At 59.7% G+C, this 17,621-nt stretch carries 16 protein-coding genes and 3 tRNA genes; 6 read left to right on the top strand and 13 right to left on the bottom strand.

Going from position 1 to position 17,621, the window contains the following annotated elements:
• Positions 1-5 precede the first annotated feature (5 nt).
• Positions 6-1,106, bottom strand: coding sequence for a ferrochelatase (gene hemH, locus ETC27_RS03670; RefSeq protein ID WP_136253597.1), 1,101 nt, complete (start codon positions 1,104-1,106; stop codon positions 6-8).
• A 113-nt stretch (positions 1,107-1,219) separates the two neighbouring features.
• Here hemH and ETC27_RS03675 point away from each other — a divergent pair, with 113 nt between their 5' ends.
• Both ETC27_RS03675 and ETC27_RS03680 read left to right on the top strand, forming a co-directional pair.
• Positions 1,220-2,911: a cryptochrome/photolyase family protein gene (locus ETC27_RS03675; RefSeq protein ID WP_136253598.1), complete on the top strand. Its 1,692-nt coding sequence runs from the start codon at positions 1,220-1,222 to the stop codon at positions 2,909-2,911.
• On the top strand, positions 2,911-3,324 hold the full coding sequence (locus tag ETC27_RS03680) for a thiol-disulfide oxidoreductase DCC family protein (protein WP_136253599.1): 414 nt from the start codon (positions 2,911-2,913) through the stop codon (positions 3,322-3,324). The genes ETC27_RS03675 and ETC27_RS03680 overlap by 1 nt, the downstream gene beginning before the upstream one ends.
• A 246-nt stretch (positions 3,325-3,570) precedes the next feature.
• On the opposite strand, the gene ETC27_RS03685 is transcribed toward ETC27_RS03680, so the two are convergent.
• From ETC27_RS03685 to rnr, 10 genes are all read right to left on the bottom strand, one after another.
• Positions 3,571-3,873, bottom strand: a complete 303-nt coding sequence (locus ETC27_RS03685) for a DUF6482 family protein (protein ID WP_136253600.1) — start codon at positions 3,871-3,873, stop codon at positions 3,571-3,573.
• 188 nt (positions 3,874-4,061) lie between these two features.
• The gene (locus tag ETC27_RS03690; protein ID WP_136253601.1) at positions 4,062-4,355 is read right to left on the bottom strand and encodes a hypothetical protein; all 294 of its coding nucleotides are present in this window, start codon (positions 4,353-4,355) and stop codon (positions 4,062-4,064) included.
• Between the two features lie 154 nt (positions 4,356-4,509).
• On the bottom strand, positions 4,510-5,898 hold the full coding sequence (gene dnaB / locus ETC27_RS03695; protein ID WP_136253602.1) for a replicative DNA helicase: 1,389 nt from the start codon (positions 5,896-5,898) through the stop codon (positions 4,510-4,512).
• A 209-nt stretch (positions 5,899-6,107) separates the two neighbouring features.
• Positions 6,108-7,574 carry a carbohydrate porin gene (locus ETC27_RS03700; RefSeq protein WP_240724780.1) on the bottom strand — a complete coding sequence of 489 codons (1,467 nt, stop codon included), beginning with the start codon at positions 7,572-7,574 and terminating at the stop codon, positions 6,108-6,110.
• A 466-nt stretch (positions 7,575-8,040) separates the two neighbouring features.
• The gene (gene rplI, locus ETC27_RS03705; RefSeq protein ID WP_136253604.1) at positions 8,041-8,487 is read right to left on the bottom strand and encodes a 50S ribosomal protein L9; all 447 of its coding nucleotides are present in this window, start codon (positions 8,485-8,487) and stop codon (positions 8,041-8,043) included.
• A 15-nt stretch (positions 8,488-8,502) separates the two neighbouring features.
• Positions 8,503-9,354, bottom strand: coding sequence for a hypothetical protein (locus ETC27_RS03710; protein ID WP_136253762.1), 852 nt, complete (start codon positions 9,352-9,354; stop codon positions 8,503-8,505).
• Between the two features lie 12 nt (positions 9,355-9,366).
• Entirely contained in the window at positions 9,367-9,594 is a 228-nt protein-coding gene (gene rpsR, locus ETC27_RS03715; RefSeq protein WP_136253605.1) for a 30S ribosomal protein S18, read from the bottom strand.
• Positions 9,595-9,619: 25 nt separating this feature from the next.
• Positions 9,620-10,006 carry a 30S ribosomal protein S6 gene (gene rpsF, locus ETC27_RS03720; RefSeq protein WP_136253606.1) on the bottom strand — a complete coding sequence of 129 codons (387 nt, stop codon included), beginning with the start codon at positions 10,004-10,006 and terminating at the stop codon, positions 9,620-9,622.
• A 143-nt stretch (positions 10,007-10,149) separates the two neighbouring features.
• The gene (rlmB, locus tag ETC27_RS03725) at positions 10,150-10,938 is read right to left on the bottom strand and encodes a 23S rRNA (guanosine(2251)-2'-O)-methyltransferase RlmB (RefSeq protein ID WP_136253607.1); all 789 of its coding nucleotides are present in this window, start codon (positions 10,936-10,938) and stop codon (positions 10,150-10,152) included.
• Positions 10,939-11,014: 76 nt separating this feature from the next.
• Positions 11,015-13,423 (bottom strand): ribonuclease R, encoded by a 2,409-nt coding sequence (gene rnr / locus ETC27_RS03730; protein WP_136253608.1) that lies wholly within the window; start codon positions 13,421-13,423, stop codon positions 11,015-11,017.
• 237 nt (positions 13,424-13,660) lie between these two features.
• Between rnr and ETC27_RS03735 the strand changes: the two genes are divergently transcribed.
• The 3 genes from ETC27_RS03735 (at position 13,661) to ETC27_RS03745 (ending at position 14,084) form a co-directional block, all read left to right on the top strand.
• Positions 13,661-13,747, top strand: a tRNA-Leu gene (locus tag ETC27_RS03735).
• A gap of 100 nt (positions 13,748-13,847) precedes the next feature.
• Positions 13,848-13,934: transfer RNA gene (locus tag ETC27_RS03740), tRNA-Leu, on the top strand.
• Between the two features lie 63 nt (positions 13,935-13,997).
• Positions 13,998-14,084: transfer RNA gene (locus ETC27_RS03745), tRNA-Leu, on the top strand.
• A 262-nt stretch (positions 14,085-14,346) separates the two neighbouring features.
• On the opposite strand, the gene ETC27_RS03750 is transcribed toward ETC27_RS03745, so the two are convergent.
• Positions 14,347-15,186 (bottom strand): DNA/RNA non-specific endonuclease, encoded by an 840-nt coding sequence (locus ETC27_RS03750; protein ID WP_240724781.1) that lies wholly within the window; start codon positions 15,184-15,186, stop codon positions 14,347-14,349.
• Between the two features lie 400 nt (positions 15,187-15,586).
• Between ETC27_RS03750 and ETC27_RS03755 the strand changes: the two genes are divergently transcribed.
• The gene (locus ETC27_RS03755) at positions 15,587-15,898 is read left to right on the top strand and encodes a high-potential iron-sulfur protein (protein WP_136253610.1); all 312 of its coding nucleotides are present in this window, start codon (positions 15,587-15,589) and stop codon (positions 15,896-15,898) included.
• A gap of 164 nt (positions 15,899-16,062) precedes the next feature.
• Here ETC27_RS03755 and ETC27_RS03760 read toward each other — a convergent pair whose 3' ends face one another.
• Positions 16,063-17,619 (bottom strand): SpoVR family protein, encoded by a 1,557-nt coding sequence (locus ETC27_RS03760; protein ID WP_136253611.1) that lies wholly within the window; start codon positions 17,617-17,619, stop codon positions 16,063-16,065.
• Positions 17,620-17,621: the final 2 nt, after the last annotated feature.

Below are 17,621 nucleotides of genomic sequence, written 5' to 3' on the forward strand. Positions count from 1 at the left end.
CGCCACTAGAGCCAGCCGCTGAGCTCCTGCTTGGTAATCGCTGTTAGCACATCGATATGCGCCTCGTCGGCGTTTAGGCACGGCACATAGGTAAAGGTCTCGCCACCGGCGGCAAGAAAGGCCTCGCGAATCTCCTGCTGCACTTCTTCAAGGGTCTCGACGCAGTCGGAGGCGAAGGCCGGTGAGATCACCGCAATGTGCTTCTTGCCCGCACGAGCCAGCTCTTCGACCTTATCAACGGTCGCCGGCCCCACCCACTTCTCGGGTCCGAACTTGGATTGAAAGGCCGTGACGATCTCGTCATCCGCCATATCCAGGTACTCCTTTACCAGCCGCGTGGTCTTATGACACTGGCAGTGGTAGGGATCGCCGTCGAGCAGGTAACGCTCGGGGACCCCATGATAGGACGCCACCAAGACCTCGGGCCGGCCACCTTGATCGGCCTCGGCACGCTGATAAGCGGCCTGGATCGACCCTCCCAGCACCGCGATATAGTCCGGACGATCGAAGTAGGCGGGTACGGTACGCAGCGCCGGCTGCCACTTCAGCGTCATCAGTGTGCGAAAGACTTCATCATTGGCCGTCGCCGTGGTGGGTGAACCGTATTGGGGATAGAGCGGAAAGAACAGCAACCGCTCGCAGCCTTGCTTATGCAACTTGCGGATCACGCTTGAGGTGGAGGGATTGCCGTAGCGCATGCAGAAATCGACCACAACCTGATCGCCGAAGGCCGCGTCGAGTCGCTCGGCGACCTTTTCGGCCTGCTCGCGAGTGATCGTCAGCAGCGGACTCTCATTGCGCTCGGTGTTCCAGATGCTTTGATAGGCCTTGCCAGAGATAAACGGACGTCGTGTCAGAATGATGCCCTGCAAGAGCGGTTGCCATAGCCAACGGGAGTAATCGACGACGCGCTGATCGGACAGAAACTCCGACAGATAGCGACGCATGGACCAGTAATCGGTGGCATCAGGCGTGCCCAGATTGGCCAGCACCACGCCCACTTTCTTGCGCGGCACCGGCGGATGGTCGGCACTGGCATGTGCGAGGCGACCCTCACCAGGCTGGTCGAGGGAAACGGCAGAAGCGCGAGGCGTAGCGGGGGGCATCGAGAAATCCTTGTGACGTGACCGACTGATGGATCGACAGCTTATCAAAGGGATGCTATCGAGAAGAATGCAGTTATACTACCACTCATATTTGTATAACTTCAGGTCAATATATGTCGAAGCCGCTGATCCTGGTGCTGGGCGACCAGCTAAGCCCATCGCTTGCGAGCCTTAGAGACCTTCCGGAGGGGGCGGTGGTGGCGCTATGCGAGGTCATCGAGGAAGGCCGCTACGTGCCTCATCATCCGCAGAAGATCGCCATGATGTTCGCCGCCATGCGCCACTTCGCCGCTGAGCTCGAGTCATCAGGCGTACGGGTGCATTACAGCCATCTCGATGATGATGACAACTGTCAGCAATTGCTCGAAGAAGCCGAGCGCCTGGCCAGGCACTATGGCTGCGATGAAATCCGTGTGGCGCGTCCCGGGGAGTGGCGGCTCTACGCGGCCATTCAAGCCCGTAGGGAAGCAGCGCAACAAGCGCCGAGGACTGAAGAAGCGCAAGGTGAGGAAGCACCCCCTGGCGAAGAGACTGCCCTGCCCTGGCGGCTAGTCGAGGATGATCGCTTCTTCACGACACCGGCGGACTTCGACGCCTGGGCCCGAGGCCGCAAGAGCTTTCGACTCGAGCACTTCTACCGCTATCTCCGCAAGCGCACCGGGCTCTTGATGGAAGACGGTCAGCCGGCCGGCGGTCAGTGGAACTTCGATCATGACAATCGCGAACCGCTGCCCGACCACCTTGCATTCCCCAAGCCGCCTACCCACGAGCAAGACGCTACCACCCAGGCGGTACTGGCGCTGGTGGCGTCTCGCTTTGGAGAACACTTCGGCTCACTCGAGGCGTTTCACTGGCCGGTCACCCGAACACAGGCGCTTGCCGAACTCACGCATTTCCTCAACGCCTGCCTGCCCGACTTCGGCCGCTACCAGGATGCCCTGAGTGATCAATCGCCGTTTCTCTTTCACTCCCGGCTATCGGCGGCGCTTAACCTGGGCCTTCTGTCGCCCATTGAGGTCTGCGAGGCCGCCGAGGGCGAGTATCAGGCGGGTCGCGCGCCCCTCAACTCAGTAGAAGGCTTCATCCGCCAGATCCTTGGCTGGCGAGAGTATGTCCGCGGGCTTTACTGGACTCGAATGCCCAACTACAAGCGCGGCAACGCACTGGGCGCCACCCGCGATCTGCCGGCTTTTTTCTGGAGCGCCGACACCGAGATGCGCTGCCTCAAGCGCGCCATCGAGATGACTCGCGATCACGCCTACGCCCATCACATTCAGCGGCTGATGGTGACCGGTAACTTCGCCCTGCTATGCGGCGTCAAGCCGGAGGCCCTGTGTGACTGGTACCTGGCGGTGTATGCCGATGCCTGCGAATGGGTCGAACTGCCCAACACCCTCGGCATGGTGCTGCATGCCGACGGTGGCCTGATGGGATCCAAACCCTACTGTGCGTCGGGTAAATATATCGATCGCATGGGCGATCACTGCCGGCAATGCCGCTATGACCCCAAGAAGGTCACCGGGACTCATGCCTGTCCGTTTAACAGCCTCTACTGGCACTTTCTCGAGGAGCACCGCGAGGCGCTCGGGGACAATCCGCGCATGAAGCTGATCTATGGCTCGCTTGACCGCATGAAAGATGAAAAACGCGAGGCTCTTCATCAACAGGCCGAGGCCTTCCTGGCGCGACTGGAGACCACCCCTGCCTATGGACAAGGGCGTCATCTGGCAGGCTATCGCCACTCCGACAAGGGGTCTGAACACCGTGATGCCTCAGACCACGCCGACTCACAGGATGCTTATTGATGTCTCGACCCGACTCCACTCCCCGCCATGCCGTATCGCCTGTCACCCTCTTTCACGACGGTCATTGCCCCTTCTGCCAGCGTGAAGTCGCTTGGCTTCACCGGCATCCGCGTCGCGAGCGCGTCAGACTGATCGATATCCAAGCAGATGATTTCGACGCCGCGGCCTGGGGACGTTCGTTCGAGACCATGATGGGCCGCCTGCATCTAGCCGATGCGAAAGGCACCTGGTTCGTGGGCATGGATGCCAGTCGGGCGCTGTATGCCGTGCTTGGCTATCGCCGCATGGTCGCAGTGACCATGCTGCCGGGACTTTCGTGGTGTTTCGATCGCGGCTATGCGCTGTTCGCCCGACACCGGGTAAGGCTTGGCGACTGGTGGCAAGCAAGGCGGCACCGGCACGAGAAAACCTGATGAAAAGCAGGACCCGATATGGGCCAGAGAAGTGCAAGAGGGAAGCGATTAACCCGCCACCGGGAAGGATGGATTGCCCGCTACAGGGGCTGATGGTGGCAAGTCGAGAATATCGGCGACGGACCAAAATGCCTAGTGGGGGGATAGCGCAAGAGGCATTCAGGCAGTAGCGCAAGAAAATTTAATTGGAACAAGGTCTGAAAAAAAGGCCATGCGGCAGTGACCGCATAAGCGTGACGACACTTATTAGAAGGCGAGTGGGATGCGTGAGCTCAGTGCATCATGATAATGAGCATCGCGGCCGATCACTTCGTCGTGGGCCACATACTGAACCAGATAGGCGCGATGAATGCCGCACCGCTTGAGTTCGAGATAGATATCATCGAGCGCGCGAAAGAGCATCGGCTTGCCGCGCTGGCTCAGCAGATGACGATTGCCCTCGATGTCTTCCATCTCGACCTGATAGAAGCGGCTGCCAGCGTGACCGATGACGCGAATTTCGAAGTTATCGTGTCGTTTGGCAAACGCCTTGAAGTCGTTAAGTTCCATGCTGTCCTCCCTGGGATCATGCTGATGGCCGGTTTCCATCCACCCTCCCTTCTGGAGTGGCTTACATCGCGGCCGGATATGACTGGGGCACAGCTTGGCTGCGCCCCATGACGGCAATATGACATGCCGACACCCTTTTATGACCTTGACGTTTTCGCCGGGTTCCACTCAGACAGCACGGTTCGTCATCACTGATAATCGGCGGGGTCGATGGCCTTGCCAAGGGAGTTACGATCCACCCAGTTGCCGGCCTTAGTTTGCTTGTAACGAAACACCACCTTGTCGCCGACCGCGACCGGAATCTCTGAGTCCTCGGTCTGGTAACTGAATGTCTCGCCATCGACCACCAGCCGATAACGATACAGGTCGGGCATGCCCAGCCACTCCTTGAAGGGGCCTTCGCGCTCGACTTCCTGAAGCTCGCCGCGCCCCTCGAGCTTGGGGGCCCGCTTGCGGTTACCGCGTTGAAATCCGCCTGCCATAAGCTATCCTCGCTGCCCTCACTGATTCATCTGACTTGTTCATTCAACTGGTTCATAAGACTCGTTCATGATACTGACCCATGAGACCAAGCCGGGCATTATACGGCGGCCCAGTAGAGTCTCAACCTTGAGACCGGCGCCAAGACCGTAGCGTCTATTCACCGAAGTGCTGTCCGTAGCTGTCCGGTGCCAGGTCCTCGAAACGGGTGTACTTACCGATGAAGGCCATGTGCACCGTGCCAATCGGCCCGTTACGCTGCTTGCCGATAATCAACTCGGCCAGCCCCTGGTTGTCCGGGTTATCCGGATTATAGACCTCGTCACGGTAGACGAAGGCGATCACGTCGGCATCCTGCTCGATGGCCCCTGACTCGCGAAGATCCGACATCACCGGCCGCTTGTTGGGGCGCTGCTCCAGGGAGCGGTTCAGCTGCGAAAGCGATACCACCGGGCAGCCGAATTCTTTGGCGAGCCCCTTTAGCGAGCGCGAGATTTCTGAGATCTCGCCGGTACGGTTCTCTGAGAAACCGGGAATCTGCATCAGCTGAAGGTAATCGATCATCACCAGACCGAGATTGCCGTGTTCACGCACCACGCGTCGGATACGCGAGCGCATCTCGTTGGGCGATAGCGCCGCGGTGTCATCGATGAACAGCTGCTTGTCTTTCAGCAGATTGACCGCCGAGGTGAGCCGTGGCCAATCTTCATCCTCGAGTTGGCCGGTACGCACCCGGGTCTGGTCGATACGGCCAAGCGAGGACAGCATGCGCAACATCAGCGCCTCGGCGGGCATCTCCATGGAAAACACCATCACCGGCTTGTCGCTCGAGATTACAGCATGTTCGACCAGATTCATGGCAAAGGTGGTCTTGCCCATTGAGGGGCGCCCAGCAATGATCACCAGATCCGACGGCTGCAGTCCCGAGGTCATGTCATCGAGATCGCGAAAGCCGGTCGATAGCCCGGTCATCTCGCCTTCCATGTTGAACATCTCGTCGATACGATCCACCGCCTTGGCCAGCAGATCGCTCATGCCGATAGGACCACCGCTCTTGGGGCGATCCTCGCTGATCTGAAAGACCAGTCGTTCGGCCTCGTTGACCAACTCGTCTGATGGCCGTCCCTGAGGAGCAAAGGCACTCTCGGCCACCTGGCTAGCTGCCTGGATCAGCTTGCGAAGGGTCGCACGCTCACGAACGATATCGGCATAGGCGCGGATGTTGCTCGCCGACGGTGTATTGCGGGCAAGCTCGGCCAGATAGGCAAGGCCGCCGACAGTATCGAGCTGATCGCGGTTCTCAAGCGCCTCCGACAGTGTCACCACGTCGAGGGGATGCGACCCTTCGGCCAGCCCCCCCATGGCATTGAAGATCAGCCGGTGCTCATAGCGGTAAAAGTCGCCTGATACCAGCTGCTCTGAGACCGCGTCCCAGGCCGAGTTATCCAGCATCAGACCACCCAGCACGGACTGCTCCGCCTCAAGGGAATGGGGCGGTACCTTCAGCGCGGCAGTTTGCTGATCGAGCTCGACGGGTTCGTTCATGGGGTCGGGCACCTTCGGTGATTCGGTAAGCGGCGGCCATTCTACCCCATCCCTGCGGCGCACCCCATTCCTGAGCTTGCTCTTGATCAACGAAAATCCCCGCGTGCCAAGAGGCACACGGGGAAGGATCGAAACACCAAGCTGGCGGCGAGAGCGGCCGTCGCGACACGACCGGCCCACCGTTCTATGCAGTATGGTTGACTTTTAAATTAGAACCAGACTTCTGTTTGCACGCCAAAGCTCCACTGGCCACCGGTGAAGCCGTCCTCGCCGAAGGCATCGTCGCTCGCATAGTCGTTCAGTTCGTCGTCCCAGTCGGTGTAGGAGGTAAACACGCGAATTTCGGGACGCTGCCAGAAACCACCCACCTGAGGCTTAAAGGTCGGCGCGATGGTGTACTTGGTGTAATTACCGTCGGCGGCATTGCCTGATGCCCCTTGGTCAAGATCCATGTACTGATAGCTGGCCTCGTACTGCATCTCGAAGTTCTCGGTCAGCTCATTGGCGAGACGCACATTAAGCCCGGCCCACTGATAGTCGTCACCCTCGTCGTACCGGTCTTGACTGGTTTCCGCGAACACGGAGGGCGCGATGCGCCATTTGGGCGCCAGGTAGGTGGTGCCATAGAGGCCGATGCGGGTCGCGGTTGCATCCTCGGTCAAATCGCCGTCGGAGCCCAGCCCCTTGACCTCGGCGCCCAAGCCCTGGCCGTGCAGCAGCGCCGCCTTGAAGTTGCCCTCGCCAAGACCGAAGAAGCTGTCGCCGTGGTAGGCCAGCATGGTGTGAATACCGCTGTCGGCGGCGGTGGAGCCATTGCCGAGATCGCGGGTATCATTGTCGGCCGCGCTCAGGCCGTTGATCATCCACTGCACATTACCGAAGTAGTTGTTGACCGTGTAGATGAAGCTGTCGGTGTCGTTATCATTGGGATCAACCTCGGATACGACATCGAAGTCCGTGTAACTGCGGCCATAGAGCGAGAAGTTGGCCTTCCAACTGTCAGCGAGCTGGACGTCATAGATACCGCCGCCGGTACCGGCGAGAAAGATGAAATCCGAGTCCAGCCAATGGATGTCGAAGTTGTCACGATCGAAGCGCTTACCGGCCCAGATCGAGGCGTTCTCGAAGGCCCCGGTGAAGCTCGGCAGGTCGCTGAGTTCCACATAGACCTGACGCACGTTGAGGTTGGACTCATCGGCGGTCCAGTCGTTACTGGTGCTGACGCCATCGGCGATCATGGTGCGATACAGCGCCTTGGTACCATTACTGTAGGTCTGACGATAATTGAGGATCGCCTCGGCATAAGTGTCGGGCTCGTTACCTAGACGTCCTACTGCGCCGCCCAGACCACCAGCGGGTGTGATATAGGGGCTGCCCGAGATGCTCTTGCCGTCTTCACCGATCAGAAGGCCCGAGCGCGCGTAAGCATTGAAGGAGAAGCCCTCTTCACCGCTGGCCTGGCGAGCGACTTCATCCAGACGCGTCTCGCTGGCCTCAACGGTCTCCTCGACCGATGAAGCACGCGCCTCGGCTGCATCAGCACGCGCCTCAGCGGCGGCAACACGGGCTTCGAGATCGGCCAACCGCTGCTCAAGATCACTCTGCTGGGCGCTAGCGAGGCCGCTCATCGTAAAACTGGCAACGGCAACGGCGGCGACGAGCGGAGTTCTCAACATGGCTGCATTCATGATGGCGAGTCCTTTTATGCTTGTTGTGTATGTCGTCAGGGCCCAATCGTCTTTATCGATTAAGATGAAAGGCGCGAACGAACGTCGCTGATGCCTTCAGATAGCCCCTGGATGATCTCTTCCACGAGAGGAAAGAGATCGTGCAGAACAGAACTTAATCGTTTAAGAGCGGCCCCGCAAAAGGAAATTGGCTCTATTCCGACCAATGTCTAACCAAGATCGTGGAACTTGTTCGCCGGGTAACAAATTCTGACGCCGGGTTCAAAGCCGCCATCACGCTCGCGCCACCCATCGCCAGGAGCAAGATGCTTGGCTATCGGTGACCACCGGACAAGCAGCAGGAAAGAGGAAGGAAAAGGCAGAAACGCAGAAAGTACAGGCAAAAAAAAGCACACGGAGGAATCCCCCGTGTGCTTCTTACATCATGCACGCATCAAGGATGCGAGGTGACGACTTACTCGGCGACGATGACGACGCGCACGCTGGATGCCACATCGGCATGCAGCTGCAGATCGATATCGTATTCGCCAGTCCGACGCAGCGGACCTTCCGGCATACGAACTTCGCTCTTGGCGATGTCGATACCGGCCTGGGCGATGGCTTCGGCCAGATCGCGAGGACCGATAGAACCGAACAGCTTGCCATCTTCGCCAGATTTGGCGACCAGCGAGAGTTCGATCTCGGCCAGCTGCTCGGCGCGAGCTTCGGCTTCCGCCTTGCGCTCGGCGGCCTGCGCTTCAAGCTCAGCACGCTGGGCTTGGAAGGCTTCCAGGTTTTCTTTACTTGCCGGAACGGCCAGGCCGTAAGGCATCAGATAGTTACGGCCGTAACCGGGCTTGACGGTGACCTTGTCACCCAGGCCGCCCAGCTTGCCAATGTTGTCGAGCAGAATGACTTCCATCTCGTGAACCTCTTGTCAGACGCTGCGGGCCAGACGCGTGCGGAAATCCGCAAACGTATCGATAAGAGCCAACAGCAGCACAATCAGAATCGTGGGCCAAGTGGTAATCAACAGTGCATAGAAGACTACCAACCAGAGCCCCTTCATCCCCTTGAGACCAATAATTCCGTGAATTAGCGCAATGCCCGCGATCAGCAGGGGTACCCAGGCGAGAATCGCCAGCCCCGGTAACGCCAGCAGCGAACCGATGATACCCAGCACCACTAGCGTCACTAGCTCCCGCGGGGTCAGTCGCAAGGCATGAAATTCCTCGCGAAAACCGCCCGGGTTATAGAGCCCCGCCTGCCAGCCGCGCGCCATGGCCAGACAGGCGACGGCGAGCAGCAAGACAATGATGCCGCTGACACCGCCGATGACCAGCGTCGCGAGAGCCTCGGTGGAGATGCCCTGACGGGTCAACTCATCCAGCATTTGCTGGACTTCCGGCGAACTCTGACTGAGCTGATCAAGCAATGCTTCGGTGCCGCCCGGCGGCAGGAAGACCCCCAGCTGGATCATGGCGGCCCCGGCCAGGGACCCACCAATCAGTGCTTCAGGCCAACTCAGACGCTCTCTGAGCACCACCGCCATCAGGGTCACCAGCAGCAGGGTTGCCAAGGGAATCACATCCCCCTGAACCCACCACCAGCCGGCAGGCAAGCCTGCCGCGATGATCACCGGCAGGGCCGATGCCATGCCCTGGCGAAGCGTCACCAGGCCAGCAATGGCGGCACTCATCCAGAACAGCCACGGCACCAGCCCGGATAGCGCGGCCCCACCGGCAGCGTAGGGCAGCCCCCGCATCATCCAGCGGGCAATCGACAGCATCACGCTAACGGCTTACTGGTGGCTATCGGAGTACGGCAGCAGAGCCAGGTAGCGTGCGCGCTTGATCGCGCTGGACAGCTGACGCTGGTAGCGTGCACGGGTACCCGTGATGCGGCTCGGAACGATCTTGCCAGTCTCGGTGACGTAGGCCTTAAGGGTGTCCAGATCCTTGTAGTCGATCTGCTTCACGCCTTCGGCGGTAAAACGGCAAAACTTACGGCGACGGAAAAAGCGTGCCATGTAAAAATCCTCCTGGCGGTGCGTATCAGTTAGCTTCTTCAGCGGTTTCGGTACGTTCGCGCGGCTTGTCTTCGCGGCGCGGACGCTTTTCTTCCGCCGGCTTCATCATCGGTGAAGCTTCGGTGATGGCTTCGTTGCAACGCACGACCAGGCTACGGATGATCGCATCGTTGAAGCGGAAGACATTCTCGATTTCTTCGAGGGTCTCGCCGCTGCACTCGACGTTCATCAGCACGTAGTGAGCCTTGTGGATCTTGTTGATCGGATACGCCAGGTGACGACGACCCCAATCTTCCAGACGATGAACGCTGCCGCCGCTCTCGGTAACGAGGCTGGTGTAACGTTCGACCATCGCCGGAACCTGTTCGCTCTGGTCCGGGTGGACCATGAACACGATTTCGTAATGACGCATAGTGTCTCCTTTCGGTTTGACAGCTTCCATAGGGCAGTCACGAAGTTAAGCCTTCGCCGCGCCTGGGGAAGCAAGGAGTGATTTAACGGGTGTGTTGTCTGGCCGCAGTCCGACCAAGCCGGACAATTGTAGTGACCGGTCGGCTAGCTTGCAAGCTGACGCTGCCGTAGCGCTTCGAACAAGCAGATACCGGTCGCCACCGAGACGTTCAGGCTCGACACGCTGCCCACCATCGGCAGTTTGACCAGGGTGTCGCAGGCTTCCCGCGTCAGCCGTCGCATCCCCTTGCCTTCAGCGCCCATCACCAGCGCGCAGGGACCGTTGAAGTCGCCATCAAAAACACTGGCATCGGCCTCTCCGGCGGTGCCGGTGATCCACACCCCGTGTTCCTTCAGTTTGCCCATGGCGCGCGCCAGATTGGTGACCTGATAGACCGGCACGCTCTCGGCTGCACCACAGGCGACCTTGCGCACAGTGGCATTGAGCGGTGCGGCCTTGTCCTTGGGCACGATGACGCCATCAACGCCCGCCGCATCGGCGCTGCGCAGGCAGGCACCGAAGTTATGTACGTCGGTGACCCCATCGAGGATCAGCAATAAGGGCGGCGTGTCCTTGGTCCAGCCATTGAGCCTTAGCCAGAGGGAGTCCTCGCCTTCGGCCGACAGCGGCGGACAAAACGCCACGACGCCCTGATGCGCCGCCCCCTGAGCCAGCGCATCAAGGGATTCGCGGGGCTGGAACTGGACGCGGGTACCCAGGCGACGAGCTTCGTCGAGCAACTCGGCGAGGCGCGCGCCGGCATTGCCGTCCTGCACCCAGAGCTCACGCGGGGCTTCTCCCCTCGCCAACAGGGCACGTACTGCGTGCACGCCATATACCGCATCGAGGCCAGCGGGCGCATTGGGCCCTCGCTGGCCGGGGCGTCGTTTCATTATCGGCTATTCCTGATTGTTCAAAGCAACCCCATGTCAGGCGGCTGATCTCACCGCCTGACATGGGCGACCGGCATTATCGCTTACCGCCACCGCGCGGCTTGCGCGGCCCGCGACGTCGGCCCGACTTGGGTTTCTCACTCTTGGGCTTGTCGCCTTGCACCGGCTTGTCACCTTGCGGCTTGTCGCTGCTGGCCTGCTCGGTGCCCGGCTTGCGGCGCGGCGCCCGCTTTTGACGTGGCTTATCGTCGACCAGATCGAAGTCGATCTTGCGGTCGTCGAGATCGACCCGCGCCACCTGCACGGTAACGCCGTCGCCCAACCGGTAGCTGACGCCAGAGCGCTCGCCCTTGAGCCGATGCTTCTCGGCCTCATAGTGGTAATAATCAGAGGGCAGCGAGGTCACGTGTACCAGACCCTCGACGTAGACATCGTCGAGGCGCACGAAGATACCGAACTGAGTCACCGAGGCGATAGTGCCCTCGAAGACATCGCCGACCTTGTCGGACATGAACTCGCACTTGAGCCAGTCTTCCACGTCCCGCGTCGCATCGTCGGCACGACGTTCGGTCATCGAGCAATGCTCACCGAAGTGAACCATCTGCTCGAAGGAGTAAGGCGCCCAGCGATTCGGCGGCTCTACGGGCGCGCCTTCAGCACGCAGTACGGTCGTCGTCTGGCGTGGCCCGCGAATCACCGAGCGAATAGCGCGATGCACCAACAGATCCGGATAGCGACGGATCGGCGAAGTGAAGTGAGCGTAGGCCGGGTAAGCCAGGCCAAAGTGCCCTTCGTTCTGTGGCGAATAGACCGCCTGATTCATCGAGCGCAGCATCACCGTCTGGATGATGTCGGCATCAGGACGGTCCTTGATGACCTCTCTCAGGGCCTGATAGTCCTGCGGCGTTGGCTCGTCGCCACCGCCCAGGGAAAGCCCCAGCTCGTTGAGGAACAGCCGCAGGCGATCCAGGCGCTCAGGCGTCGGCGGCTGGTGAATGCGATACAACGCCGGCAGGTCGTGCTTGTCGAGGAAGCGCGCGGTGGCCACGTTGGCGGCCAGCATGCACTCTTCGACGATCTTGTGAGCGTCGTTGCGGGTGCGCGGCACGATGGCATCGATCTTGCGATCTTCGTTGAAGTTAATCGCCGTCTCGGTGGTTTCGAAGTCGATGGCGCCACGTTCGCTGCGCGCGGTACGCAGCAACTTGTAGAGATCGTGTAGCTGCTCGACTGCCGGTACCAGCGAGGAATACTCCTCGCGCAGCGCCTTGCCTTCAGCGCTCTCCGGTTCCTGCAGCATCTTGCCGACCTTGTTATAGGTCAAACGCGCATGAGACTGAAAGACCGCCTCATAGAAACGATAGCGGCTGATCGCGCCGGTCTTGGAGATATTCATCTCACAGACCAGGGCCAGTCGATCGACCGACGGGTTCAGCGAACAAAGGCCATTGGAGAGCAGCTCGGGCAGCATTGGCACGACCTGACCGGGGAAATACACCGAGTTACCGCGGACCAGTGCTTCCTCATCCAGTGGGCTGCCAGGACGCACATAATGCGAGACGTCGGCGATGGCAACAATCAGCTTCCAGCTACCCGACTTGGTCTGGTAGGCGCAGATGGCATCATCGAAGTCCTTGGCGCTCTCATCGTCGATGGTCACCAACGGCAGGTGACGCAGATCGATACGGTTCGCCTTATCGTCCTCGACAACCTCAGCGGACATGGAGCCGATCTGCTCGTCCACCGCCGGCGGGAACTCATCCGGGATGTTATAGCTGCGGATGGCAATGCCGATTTCCATGCCTGGGTCCATGCGCTCGCCGAGCACCTCGCTGACTTCGCCCACCGGCTGCTTGCGTGTCTCGGGCTGCTGAACGATACGCGCCGAGACCACCTGGCCGTCCTGAGCGCCACCGCTGGCACTATGAGGGATCAGCACTTCCTGGGTGATGCGGCTATTCTCGGGAATCAGCACCGCAAACTCGTCATTGTTCTGACGATAGATGCCTACCACTGTCTGGGTGTTGCGGGCGATGACTTCAGCAATGGTGGCTTCGTCACGGCCGCGACGGTCGCGCCCACTGACACGCACCAGTACATGGTCACCGTGGAAAACACGGCGCATTTGGCGTGGCGGCAATACCAGATCCGGCTTTTTGCCGTCGTCGCGGAGAATGAAGCCGAAGCCATCACGGTGCCCAAGCACCTTGCCCTTGATCAAATCGAGCTTGTCGATCAACGCATAGGCACCACGACGGTTGCGCAGCACCTGCCCGTCGCGCTCCATTGCCGCCAGGCGGCGGCGCACAGCCTCCTGCTGGTCTTCTTCTTCGAGGCCCAGCATCCGGCTCATGCTCTCATGCGTGATCGGCTTGCCTGCTTCTTCGAGGCGGCGGAGCAAATATTCTCGGCTGGGTACCGGATTGTCATACTTGTGGGCTTCACGTTCCGCGTGGGGATCGTCGCTGAGCGTCCACTGAGTCATACGCAAGGCGTCCTTAATAAGGGAAAAACGATGCACCACGGGCGTGAGGCAAGAATTCGTGTGTTCATTAACATCGCGCCAGTATAGCGTTGCAGCGGGCCTGACCCAACCATAACCGTGACCGGGCCTCAAGCATGCGAAGCGTCGACCCGTTATGGCCGACAGCAGAAAAATCTCGCGCATGACCCGGCCCGACTCTTGCATTGTCTTATGAAATCGGTATTATACCGCCCACTTGCCCGGGTGGCGGAATTGGTAGACGCGCTAGCTTCAGGTGCTAGTGTCCGTATGGACGTGGAGGTTCAAGTCCTCTCCCGGGCACCAACGATGATCCGAAAGCCTGATCATCACGGAATGAAGATTCCAATCGCAGTACTCCCGCAGGACCCGTTGATTCGTCAACGGCACAGTATGGCTTGTGTTCGCCCAGGTGGCGGAATTGGTAGACGCGCTAGCTTCAGGTGCTAGTGTCCGTATGGACGTGGAGGTTCAAGTCCTCTCCTGGGCACCATCGAAACCGTCATTTCTTGACTGCCTCGATGGCCCGGCACGCGAACACCAGCCAGCATGATGCGCCCGGGTGGCGGAATTGGTAGACGCGCTAGCTTCAGGTGCTAGTGTCTGTATGGACGTGGAGGTTCAAGTCCTCTCCCGGGCACCAATTCGCATCATGTACCTTCCCCGCACGACATGACCTCACCTTTGTGATAAACCGTCACAGCTTTCTGATAAACCGTCACGGTAATCTCCCTGCCCGTCTGAAGACTGTATGGCTGGAAGAATGGCCAGAGGCCAACGCTTCACGCACTACTTTCCTTGCTTTCTGAATATTCGGGGCTTCCCCGGACACCATCGACGTAACGTGCTCTGCTCTTGCCTTGTCGCCTCCCTAAGTCAGCTGTCATTACTGAATACGCGTGCAGCTACTGAAAGCGCCCGGGCCGTCGCGCCACGGCTTGTAGGTCCCAGCCGTGCGTATCGACGCTACCTTCAAGCCGCCCCGCCGCTCCCGGCGTCAGCTGCGGGAAAAAATCCAGGCCGGTGCGTGCCTCTATCTTGTCGACACTAACCAGGAAGCGGTCCAGCGGCTCGTTACCGCTGACTTGCTGAGGCATGATGAAGGCGATCACCCGAGGCGTTTCGGACGGCACGACCAGAATCTTGTAGAACGCCTCAGGCACTTGCGTAAAACCCACCCGATGAAAGACACCCTCCAGAAAGTCTGCGGGGTAGATAGGCCCGGTAATCACCTGCAGAGTGCCAAAGCGAGGCACAAAGTGGTCCATCACCGCCTCCTCCAACCGCTGCCAAAGTTGGCGATTCAGATTGGGGCGCTGGGGCGACATATTGCTCATCAGGAAAGTCTGCCGCTGAGCCTCGCGACCATGAACATTCGCAATGGCATAGTTGGGCGCCAGGTGGCCGCGATCATAACCACTGCCCCTGTAACTGTCGGTACTCACCGGCCAAAGGGTGCGCCAGTCACGCGAGAAACCGGGACGATCACCGATTTGCGATGCTCCCGCGTCATTCAACAAGTAGCTCACCCAAAGCGGGTTGACCCTCAAGTCAGACCAGCCCACCAGGTATCCATCGTTGCGCAGCACACGATGCAGGTTAAGCGGAGTCGGTGACTCCCAGGTCGTCACCCCTTCCCAACTCAGGCTATTGCGAAAATCGGCTTCCTGGCTATACCAGAGCCCGGTGGCCACAGCCACGAACACACCTGCAATGAGCAGACGCCCCAGTCCAGCGCGCGCCATCGACAACAATTTCCCCATTCACGCCCCCGGCTGCGGTTTCAGCATGCTCGACGCCAAGCCGGTTCATTCAGCCGGCCGCCGCCTGGCCCCTGGTGGGCCGAGTGGCGGAGTATACCAGCGCACCGCTGCGAGCATAGACATCGCGCAGACTGCGACCAATTGCCCCGTGTCGCGCCATTGATTCCCTACTTTCACCGTCATGCACTAAACTAGGGACGTCGAACTCCGTGAAGCGCTACTGGTCGTAGTATCGAGAGCGTTAGTCAGACGGAATCGCCGCGAGGCTTAGTATCCTCGCCAAAGACAGAGGCGGCCCGAGCCGCCCTACAATACCGTGATACGGGTCTCGCCCCTGGCAGGGCATCTGAGGCCCCAACAATATCAACACCGAGGAGATACCATGGCTAATCAGAGTCGCCGCGACTTCATGCGTAACAGCCTGCTAGGCCTTGCCGCACTACCTCTGGGCGCCGGTATTCTGTCACGCCAGGCCCTGGCGCAGGATCTGCCGCGCCTGGATCCGGAAAACCCACAAGCCAAGGCCCTGAACTATGTCGCGAAGGCGAGCGATGCCAGCGACCATCCGGCCTATGCCGAGGGCGAAACATGTGCCAACTGCATGTTCTACAATACTGAGACTCAAGGCTGTCAGCTGTTCCCGCAGAACAGCGTGGAACCGGCCGGCTGGTGTCAGTCCTGGACCGCCGCGTAACGCAAGCGGTCTTGCTTTAACGGCTTGGGGACACTCTGTTGCCCGAGCCAAACTAGAAGACCCGCCGGCTGGCGGGTCTTTTCGTTAAGTAGCTGAATCAAGCCCAATGACGTCGCTGATAGGTCCGCCTTTCGCGAATGACTCGCCGGTAACCACCCTTGCCCTTAGTCAGGCGCTCCTTCATTGGGCAACGGCCACTGATAGCGTCTCGCCACCTCGTCACCTTCGATCGATTCAAGACGCACCGTGAACCCCCAAAGCTGGTGCAGATAGCGCATGACCGGATAAACGCTTTTTTCCAGTGGACGACGGCGGTCCTGAACATGGCGAAGGGTCAGCGAGCGATCACCACGAATATCGGCGGCATACACCTGGATATTCGGCTCACGTACCGAAAGCGCGTACTGTACCGACAGCGCCTCACGCACGCGTCGATAGCCCCGCTCGTCATGGATCGCGGCCACCGTCAGCATCTCGTCCTGGTCGTCGTCGATCACATTGAACAGCTTGAGATCACGTATCACCTTGGGTGACAGAAACTGCTGGATGAACGACTCGTCCTTGAAGTTGCGCATCGCGAAGTGAAGCGTCTCGAGCCAATCGCTACCGGCAATGTCGGGAAACCATTCGCGATCCTCGTCGGTCGGCGTTTCGCAGATGCGGCGAAGGTCGGTAAACATCGCAAACCCCAAAGCATAAGGGTTGATGCCATTGTAGTAGGGGCTATCGAATGGCTGCTGATGCACCACGGCGGTGTGCGACTGCAGAAATTCGAGAATCAGCCCTTCATCGACCAGACCTTCATCGAACATCCGGTGCATGAGGGTGTAGTGCCAGAAGGTGGCCCAGCCTTCGTTCATCACCTGCGTCTGGCGCTGCGGATAGAAGTACTGCGCCAGCTTGCGCACGATACGTACGATCTCCCGCTGCCAGGGCGCCAGCAGGGGAGCATTCTTCTCGATAAAATAGAGCAGATTCTCCTGAGGCTCAGGTGGATAGCGACCCGCCCGGTGCAAGCCCAGTGGATCGTCACTGTCATCCTGCGCGTCCTCGTCCAGGCCCTGACCGGCAAGCGGGATGGTACGCCACAGCATGTTGACCTGAGTTTGAAGGTATTCTTCGCGCTCGGCCTGCCGCAACGCCTCTTCCTCCGCGGAAATCGGCGAAGGGCGTTTATAACGATCAACGCCATAGTTCTGCAGCGCATGGCACGCATCCAGCAATTGCTCCACCGCCGCCACGCCGTAGCGCTCCTCGCACTCGGCCACGTATTTACGCGCAAATACCAGATAGTCGATGATCGAACTGGCATCGGTCCAGGTGCGAAACAGGTAGTTGCCTTTGAAGAAGGAGTTATGGCCGTAACAGGCATGGGCCATGACCAACACCTGCATCATCAGCGTATTCTCTTCCATCAGATAGGCGATGCAGGGATCCGAGTTGATGACCAGCTCATAGGCAAGCCCCATCTGGCCGCGACGATAGGCCTGCTCGACCGACAGGAACTGCTTGCCGAACGACCAATGGTGGTAACCCACCGGCATGCCGACGCTGGCGTAGGCGTCCATCATCTGCTCGGACGTGATCACCTCGATCTGGTTGGGATAAGTATCGAGGCGATATTCGTCGGCTAGCCTTGCAATCTCGCGTTCGAACTCGGCGATCACCTCAAAATTCCAATCCGAGCCGGTGGCAATGGGCGTCTTTCGGGTCTTGCTCATGC

This window comes from Onishia niordana (assembly GCF_004798965.1).
In the GTDB taxonomy this organism is placed as follows: Bacteria; Pseudomonadota; Gammaproteobacteria; order Pseudomonadales; family Halomonadaceae; genus Onishia; species Onishia niordana.